Genomic DNA, 8,252 nt, shown 5'->3' with positions numbered 1-8,252 from the left:
TTGAAATGTCAGTAGAACTCATTCACCCAATCGCAATGGACCCAGGTCTACGTTTTGCGATCCGTGAAGGTGGTCGTACAGTTGGTGCTGGTGTAGTTGCTAAAGTAACTCTATAATATAAAAAGTTGAAATTACAGGTCGGGGCTAGAGTCCCCGATTTGTATGCTAGGTCAGTAGTTCAATTGGTAGAGCGTCGGTCTCCAAAACCGAATGTTGGGGGTTCGAGTCCCTCCTGGCCTGCCATTTTTTTAAAAAAAAACTTGATGCTGGTTAAATTGTCATATAATAAGTCGCGAAGCCTACGACGAGTACAAAAATGTCGAATGATAAATCGCGTGACGCATTAAGCGAAGCGCCAATTCCACAAAGAAATAATCCTGCTGAAGTTGTTAATTCTGGGTCTCCTTTAGATATAGTTCTATGGGTTGTCGCATTGATTTTATTGGTCGGTGCGGCCATGGTAGGTCAGTATTTGCCGGCGTATTGGGCACCTGCGAATAATGTCGGTGTGCGCGTTGGTGTGATTTTGGCTTGTGTCGTAGTGGCTTTAGGTTTATTATACGCCACCCATCAAGGCAAAGGCTTCGTTCGTTTATTGAAAGATGCACGAATAGAGTTACGTCGCGTGACTTGGCCGAGCAAGCAAGAAACAGTGACCACATCTTGGCATGTTCTTGCTGTTGTTGTAATCGCTTCCATTGTTTTATGGTGTTTTGATTACATTTTAGGCTGGTTAATGAAGTTTATTATCGGGTAAGAGAGCTATGAAACGTTGGTACATTATTCATGCCTATTCAGGCTATGAAAAACAGGTGTTACGCTCGCTTAACGATCGAATCCAGCGTAGCGCTGTAGCCGATAGCTTTGGTGAAGTCCTCGTTCCGACTGAAGAAGTCGTAGAAATGAAGGATGGTAAGAAGCGTAAATCAGAGCGTAAATTCTTTCCTGGCTATGTATTAGTTGAAATGGAAATGAACGATGATACCTGGCACATTGTTAAAGAATGTCCAAAAGTACTCGGTTTCATCGGTGGTACTGCAGAAAAACCTGCACCCATTACGCAAAAAGAAGCTGATGCGATTCTTGCACGTGTACGCAATACTGGTGAAGCACCTCGTCCTAAGACGATGTTTGAACCAGGCGAAGAATTACTTGTGACTGACGGTCCATTCACCGACTTTAAAGGCGTGGTGGAAGAAGTTCAGTACGAGAAGTCACGTTTAACGTTGACGATTAATGTATTTAATCGACCAACTCAAGTTGAGCTCGAATTTCGCCAAGTCGAAAAAGCGAACTAATTTAAGTTGGTTGGAAAACGCCCGGTTTGTTATGGATCGGGCATTGTTATTGTAACGGTTATCGTTACTTAGAATCATTGGGGAGCCTTCATCGGCGTTTGTACCCAGAGGTAATTTGAAATGGCTAAGAAGATTGACGGCTATATCAAGCTGCAAGTTCCAGCTGGTAAAGCGAATCCATCTCCACCGATTGGTCCTGCACTAGGTCAACGTGGTGTTAACATCATGGCATTCTGTAAAGAATTCAATGCTGCTACACAAAAACTTGAAGCTGGTCTGCCAATTCCTGTAGTGATTACTGTGTACAACGACAAGTCGTTCACATTCATTATGAAAACTCCGCCTGCTGCGATTCTTCTTAAGAAAGCTGCTGGTATTCAAAAGGGTTCAGCTGTACCTAACAAAACTAAAGTTGGTAAGTTGACTCGCGCTCAATTAGAAGAAATTGCGACTACTAAAGAACCAGATTTAACTGGTGCTGATTTAGACGCACGTGTACGTACCATTGCTGGTTCTGCGCGTTCTATGGGCTTGGAAGTGGAGTTATAAGACATGGCTAAATTAACTAAACGTCAAAAAGCCATCGCTACTGCTGTTGAAGCGAACAAAGTTTACACTTTGGAAGAAGCGGTACAAATTCTTAACACTATTCCAGCTGTTAAATTCAAAGAATCTTTGGATGTATCAGTAAATCTTGGTGTTGACCCTCGTAAATCTGATCAAGTTGTTCGTGGCGCGACTACACTTCCTGCAGGTACTGGTAAAACTGTACGTGTTGCTGTGTTTGCTCAAGGCGCTGCTGCTGAAGCTGCTAAAGCTGAAGGCGCGGACATCGTTGGTTTTGAAGACCTTGCTGAAAGCATTCAAGCTGGTAACTTAGACTTCGACGTAGTAATTGCTGCTCCAGATGCAATGCGCGTAGTGGGTAAGTTGGGTACGATCCTTGGTCCACGTGGCTTAATGCCTAACCCTAAAGTGGGTACTGTAACTCCTGACGTAGCTAACGCTGTTAAAAACGCTAAAGCTGGTCAAGCACGTTACCGTGTAGACAAAGGCGGTATTATCCACGCCGCGATTGGTCAAGTTGGCTTTGATGCTGCTGCGATCCGTCAAAACCTTGAAGCTCTTGTAGCTGACCTTAAGAAAGCAAAGCCTGCTACTTCTAAAGGTATCTATATCCAAAAGATCACTTTGAGCTCAACTATGGGTCCTGGTCTTGTTGTTGATGTAGCAAGCGTTTCTAAATAAGTTCCGACTTATTACAGAATTTTAAAGCCCTGAGTAAAATTCAAAGCACTGCTTTGAATTTTACGCAAGATAAACCGGTTTTGGTTCACTTGCGATCTTAGGCAAACTTTGAATTGATAAATATTTGTTTATCAGCGTCAAAGACCTCGGGCGAGGGGATCTCTTCGGAAATCACTTCTTAAAAGTCCAGTCCGAGTAGACGCGGTGGTGTGATTTGTTCATCCTCCGCGTGTAAGTTCAGCAATGAATTTACGAATTGGGAGTGTGCTTCGCGTAAGCACATAAATCACCGTTAGGAGGTTTTACAATGGCTCTTCTTATCGAAGGCAAAAAACAGATCGTAGCTGAAGTAACTGAAATTGCTTCTACTGCATTTGCTGCTGTTGTTGCTGACTACCAAGGTTTAACTGTTGAGCAATTAACTGCTCTACGTGTTGAAGCTCGTAAACTGGGTGTTGCTACACGTGTTGTACGTAATACTTTAGCTAAACGCGCTCTTCAAGATACTGCTTTCAATATCTTGAACGACAACCTTGTTGGCCCAACAATCTTGGCTTTCTCTACTTCTGAAGATGACATGGGCGCTGCTGCTCGTTTGTTCGAAGAATTTGCGAAAACTAACAAAGCATTTGAACTTAAAGCTGCTGCATTTGATGGCAAACTTTATCAAGGCGAAGAAATTAGCGTTATCGCGAATCTTCCGAACCAAGAAAAAGCGCTTACTATGCTTGCCTCTGTTCTTCAGGCTCCTATTTCGAAATTGGGTCGCTTACTTACAGCGCTTCAAGAGAAAAACGAAGCTCCAGAAGCAACAGAAGCTTAAATCTACTCACACACCATTCAATACCCATTTGGAGTTACTCTCATGGCTTTAACAAACGAAGAAATCCTAAACGCAGTTGCTGAAAAAACTGTTCTTGAACTTGTAGAACTTATTTCTGCTTTCGAAGAAAAATTCAACGTATCTGCTGCTGCAGTTGCTGTAGCTGCAGGTCCTGCTGCTGCTGCTGCTGAAGAGCAATCAGAATTCAATGTTGAATTGACTTCTTTCGGCGCGAACAAAGTTGCTGTAATTAAAGCAGTTCGTGAAGTTACTGGTCTTGGCTTGAAAGAAGCTAAAGACATGGTTGAAAGCGCTCCAGCTATTCTTAAAGAAGGCGTTTCTAAAGAAGAAGCTGCTGAACTTAAAACTAAGCTTGAAACTACTGGTGCTACAATTACTGTTAAGTAATGGTACCAGGGGTCAATTTTTAAATTGATCCCGAAATTTGGCTGATGGCTCTTGGGTCATCAGCCTTTTTGCGTTACAATTATCGGCTCGATTTTTGTTTGATTGATGTAAAAACCGTCAATTATTATAATAAATCAATAAAATCAAATGTTTACCAATATTTATCATATTTGAAAATATTGCTAAGCGTTTTAATACCACTAAAAATTGCAGCATTTGTAAAAAGTGGTGGCCATATCGGCCTGTGTAATTCCTTCTAGGCTCGTTCTGCAGGCGGGCTTAGTTTACTTTCCGAGGACTCCAGATGGCATACTCATATACCGAAAAGAAACGGATCCGTAAGAATTTTGGTAAATTGCCTAGCGTCATGGATGCTCCGTACTTGCTTTCGATTCAGGTCGACTCGTACAGAACATTCCTACAAGATGGCAAAACTCCAAAAAACCGCGAAGATATCGGTCTCCAAGCCGCATTTCGTTCAGTTTTTCCTATTGAAAGTTATTCTGGCAATGCTGCTTTAGAATTTGTTGAGTATAGTCTTGGTAAGCCTGAGTTTGATGTGCGTGAATGTATTTTACGTGGTTCGACTTATGCAGCGCCAATGCGTGTAAAAATTCGTTTGATCATTAAAGATCGCGAAACCAAATCAATTAAAGACGTACGTGAACAAGAAGTGTACATGGGCGAAATGCCGCTCATGACCGAAAACGGTACCTTTGTTATCAATGGTACTGAGCGTGTAATTGTGTCTCAATTACATCGTTCACCAGGTGTATTCTTTGACCACGATAAAGGCAAAACTCACTCTAGCGGTAAAGTTCTTTATTCAGCACGTATCATTCCTTACCGTGGTTCATGGTTAGACTTTGAATTCGATGCAAAAGATTTAGTCTTTGTACGTATTGACCGTCGTCGTAAATTACTCGCGACTGTGGTACTTCGTGCATTAGGTTATAGCAACGAACAAGTCCTAGACATGTTCTATGAAAAAGTCCCTGTCTATCTTGACATGGGTAGCTACCAAATTGACCTTGTGCCTGAACGCCTGCGCGGTGAAATGGCTCAATTCGACATTCTTGATGCTGACGGCAAAGCGATTGTTGAACAAGGTAAACGTATTAATGCACGTCATGTACGTCAAATGGAAGCATCTGGTTTAACCAAGCTTTCTGTTCCTGATGAGTACTTGTACGAACGTATTACTGCTGAAGACATCCCATTAAAAGATGGCGATGTGATTGCTGCAAACACAGTATTGAGCCATGAAATTATGGTGAAGATTGCTGAAGGCGGCGTGAAGCAGTTCAATATTCTGTTCACCAATGACATTGACCGTGGTTCTTTCGTTGCGGACTCTTTGCGTGCAGATACGACTTCAGGTCGTGAAGAAGCACTTGTAGAAATCTACAAAGTAATGCGTCCAGGTGAGCCACCAACAAAAGAAGCTGCTGAAAACTTATTCAACAACTTGTTCTTCTCTTCTGAACGTTATGACTTGTCTCCTGTCGGTCGTATGAAGTTCAACCGTCGTTTGGGTCGTCCTTACGAAGTGGGTACTGATCAGAAGTCTCGTGAAGTTGAAGGCATTCTTTCAAATTCAGATATTACCGATGTTCTAAAAACACTGGTTGAAATTCGTAACGGTAAGGGTGAAGTCGACGATATCGATCACTTGGGTAACCGTCGCGTACGTTCAGTCGGTGAAATGACAGAAAACCAATTCCGTGTGGGTCTGGTTCGTGTAGAACGTGCTGTTAAAGAGCGTCTATCTCAGGCTGAAACTGACAACCTGTCTCCGCAAGATTTAATCAATGCGAAACCGGTTGCTGCTGCAATCAAAGAATTCTTTGGTTCAAGCCAGTTGTCTCAGTTTATGGATCAAAATAATCCATTGTCTGAAATTACACACAAACGTCGTGTATCGGCGCTTGGACCCGGCGGTTTGACTCGTGAACGTGCAGGCTTTGAAGTACGTGACGTACATCAAACTCACTACGGTCGTGTGTGTCCAATTGAGACTCCTGAGGGACCAAACATTGGTTTGATCAACTCACTGTCTGTTTATGCAAAATGTAATAACTTCGGTTTCTTGGAAACACCGTATCGTAAAGTGATTGACGGCAGCGTCACTATGGATATCGAGTATTTATCTGCGATTGAAGAAGTGGGTACTGTCATTGCACAGGCCGATGCTAGTTTGGATAAAAACGGTAAATTAACAGAAGAATTTGTATCAGTACGTCATCAAGGTGACTTCGTACGTATGCCGCCTGAAAAAGTGACGCATATGGATGTTTCTGCTCAGCAGATTGTATCGGTTGCGGCATCACTTATTCCATTCCTTGAACACGATGACGCCAACCGTGCGTTGATGGGTTCAAACATGCAACGTCAGGCTGTGCCTACGCTGATTGCTGACAAACCACTTGTCGGTACCGGTATGGAAGCCAACGTAGCGCATGACTCGGGTGTATGTGTTCTTGCAAAACGTGGCGGTCGTATCGAGTTTGTTGATGCGTCGCGTGTGGTTATTCGTGTAAACGAAGAAGAAATGATCGCCGGTGAAGCAGGTGTAGATATCTACAACCTGATCAAATATACCCGTTCGAATCAAAACACTTGTATTAACCAAAAAGTTCTCGTGAACATTGGTGATAAAGTGGGTCGTGACGACGTATTGGCTGATGGTCCATCGACTGACGGTGGTGAATTGGCGCTTGGTCAAAACATGCGCGTAGCATTCATGACCTGGAACGGTTACAACTACGAAGACTCGATTTTGCTATCTGAACGTGTTCTTCAAGAAGACCGTTTAACTTCGATTCATATTCAAGAATTGTCATGTGTTGCGCGTGATACCAAGTTAGGTGCAGAAGAAATTACTGCCGATATTCCTAACGTGGGTGAAGCTGCACTGTCTAAGCTGGATGAATCAGGTATCGTTTATATCGGTGCTGAAGTAACAGCTGGTGATATTCTTGTAGGTAAAGTCACACCAAAAGGCGAAACCCAGTTAACGCCGGAAGAAAAATTGCTACGTGCAATCTTCGGTGAAAAAGCGGCTGACGTTAAAGATTCATCTTTACGTGTGGCTTCAGGCGTTAAAGGGACAGTGATTGACGTTCAAGTGTTTACACGTGACGGTCTTGAAAAAGACGAACGTGCTCAAGCAATTGAAAAAGCGCAATTGGATGCTTACCGTAAAGACTTGAAAGAAGAGTTTAAAATCTTCGAAGAAGCAGCACGTGAACGTATTATTCGTTTGTTGAAAGGTCAAGAATCGAATGGTGGCGGTACAACTAAACGTGGTGACAAACTGACTGAAGATTTGTTATCTGGTTTAGAGCTGGTTGATCTACTTGAAATTCAACCTGTTGATGAAGGCATTGCTGAACGCTTAACTCAAATTCAAGTGTTCTTGAAAGAGAAAGGCATTGAGATTGACGAGAAATTTGCAGAGAAAAAACGCAAACTTTCTACAGGTGATGAACTAACAACTGGCGTCTTGAAAGTTGTTAAAGTTTATTTGGCTGTAAAACGTCGCATCCAACCGGGTGATAAAATGGCGGGTCGTCATGGTAACAAGGGTGTTGTCTCTAACATCTTGCCAGTAGAAGACATGCCGCATGATGCCAACGGTGTACCTGTTGATATCGTGTTGAACCCACTGGGTGTACCTTCACGTATGAACGTGGGTCAGATTCTCGAAACTCACTTGGGTATGGCTGCAAAAGGTCTTGGCGATAAAATCGACAAGATGCTGCAGGAACAGCGTACCGTTGCTGAACTGCGTATCTTCTTAGACAAGATTTATAATAAAGTCGGTGGCGAGCAAGAAGATCTTGATAGCCTGACTGATGATGAAATCCTGGCGCTTTCTAAAAACTTGCGTAAAGGTATTCCTTTAGCAACTCCTGTATTTGATGGTGCTGATGAAGGCCAAATCAAAGAGTTGCTTGAACTTGCAGACATTCCACGTTCTGGTCAAACCGTATTGTTTGACGGACGTACCGGTGAACGTTTTGACCGTCCAGTAACTGTAGGTTACATGTACATGTTGAAACTGAATCACTTGGTTGATGACAAGATGCATGCGCGTTCTACAGGTTCTTACTCACTTGTGACTCAACAACCATTGGGCGGTAAAGCTCAATTCGGTGGTCAGCGTTTCGGTGAGATGGAAGTCTGGGCGCTTGAAGCATATGGTGCAGCTTATACGCTTCAAGAAATGCTTACTGTTAAGTCGGATGACGTTGAAGGCCGTACTCGCATCTACAAGAACATTGTCGATGGTAACCATCATATGGATCCGGGTATGCCTGAATCGTTCAACGTATTGACCAAGGAGATCCGTTCTTTAGGTATCAACATTGAACTGAAAAATGGTGACTAATAATCCCCCTTGCATCCCTCTGTAGTACAGGGGGAGGTTAAGGAATTTTTCAGGTAAAAAACAATATTTGTGACCCAGTCGG

8 protein-coding genes and 1 tRNA gene are annotated in these 8,252 nt (G+C 43.0%); all 9 read left to right on the top strand.

Features of this window, described 5'->3' with window-relative positions:
* Positions 1–116, top strand: a 116-nt coding sequence (locus AY606_RS15875) for an EF-Tu C-terminal domain-related protein (RefSeq protein ID WP_081408409.1), incomplete at its 5' end; no start/stop codon positions are given.
* 51 nt (positions 117–167) lie between these two features.
* Positions 168–243 (top strand) — tRNA-Trp (locus tag AY606_RS12305).
* 73 nt (positions 244–316) lie between these two features.
* Positions 317–757 carry a preprotein translocase subunit SecE gene (secE, locus tag AY606_RS12300; protein WP_067869014.1) on the top strand — a complete coding sequence of 147 codons (441 nt, stop codon included), beginning with the start codon at positions 317–319 and terminating at the stop codon, positions 755–757.
* Between the two features lie 7 nt (positions 758–764).
* Positions 765–1,298, top strand: coding sequence for a transcription termination/antitermination protein NusG (gene nusG / locus AY606_RS12295; RefSeq protein ID WP_067869011.1), 534 nt, complete (start codon positions 765–767; stop codon positions 1,296–1,298).
* Between the two features lie 120 nt (positions 1,299–1,418).
* Entirely contained in the window at positions 1,419–1,847 is a 429-nt protein-coding gene (gene rplK / locus AY606_RS12290) for a 50S ribosomal protein L11 (RefSeq protein WP_004813566.1), read from the top strand.
* Between the two features lie 3 nt (positions 1,848–1,850).
* A complete protein-coding gene (rplA, locus tag AY606_RS12285) occupies positions 1,851–2,546 on the top strand; it encodes a 50S ribosomal protein L1 (RefSeq protein ID WP_067869008.1) in 696 nt (231 codons plus the stop codon).
* Between the two features lie 307 nt (positions 2,547–2,853).
* Entirely contained in the window at positions 2,854–3,369 is a 516-nt protein-coding gene (gene rplJ / locus AY606_RS12280; protein WP_067869005.1) for a 50S ribosomal protein L10, read from the top strand.
* A gap of 42 nt (positions 3,370–3,411) precedes the next feature.
* A complete protein-coding gene (rplL, locus tag AY606_RS12275; protein WP_067869002.1) occupies positions 3,412–3,777 on the top strand; it encodes a 50S ribosomal protein L7/L12 in 366 nt (121 codons plus the stop codon).
* A 304-nt stretch (positions 3,778–4,081) separates the two neighbouring features.
* A complete protein-coding gene (rpoB, locus tag AY606_RS12270; RefSeq protein WP_067868998.1) occupies positions 4,082–8,170 on the top strand; it encodes a DNA-directed RNA polymerase subunit beta in 4,089 nt (1,362 codons plus the stop codon).
* Positions 8,171–8,252: the final 82 nt, after the last annotated feature.

Source organism: Acinetobacter sp. SFB (genome assembly GCF_001647545.1).
Classification (GTDB): Bacteria; Pseudomonadota; Gammaproteobacteria; order Pseudomonadales; family Moraxellaceae; genus Acinetobacter.
This window is presented reverse-complemented; position numbering and strand designations above follow the sequence as displayed.

What these genes read in the sequence shown, in the direction of transcription:
- secE (WP_067869014.1), top strand. Translation starts at nt 317, where the DNA reads ATGTCGAATGATAAATCGCGTGACGCATTAAGCGAAGCGCCAATTCCA.
- nusG (WP_067869011.1), top strand. Translation starts at nt 765, where the DNA reads ATGAAACGTTGGTACATTATTCATGCCTATTCAGGCTATGAAAAACAG.
- rplK (WP_004813566.1), top strand. Translation starts at nt 1,419, where the DNA reads ATGGCTAAGAAGATTGACGGCTATATCAAGCTGCAAGTTCCAGCTGGT.
- rplA (WP_067869008.1), top strand. Translation starts at nt 1,851, where the DNA reads ATGGCTAAATTAACTAAACGTCAAAAAGCCATCGCTACTGCTGTTGAA.
- rplJ (WP_067869005.1), top strand. Translation starts at nt 2,854, where the DNA reads ATGGCTCTTCTTATCGAAGGCAAAAAACAGATCGTAGCTGAAGTAACT.
- rplL (WP_067869002.1), top strand. Translation starts at nt 3,412, where the DNA reads ATGGCTTTAACAAACGAAGAAATCCTAAACGCAGTTGCTGAAAAAACT.
- rpoB (WP_067868998.1), top strand. Translation starts at nt 4,082, where the DNA reads ATGGCATACTCATATACCGAAAAGAAACGGATCCGTAAGAATTTTGGT.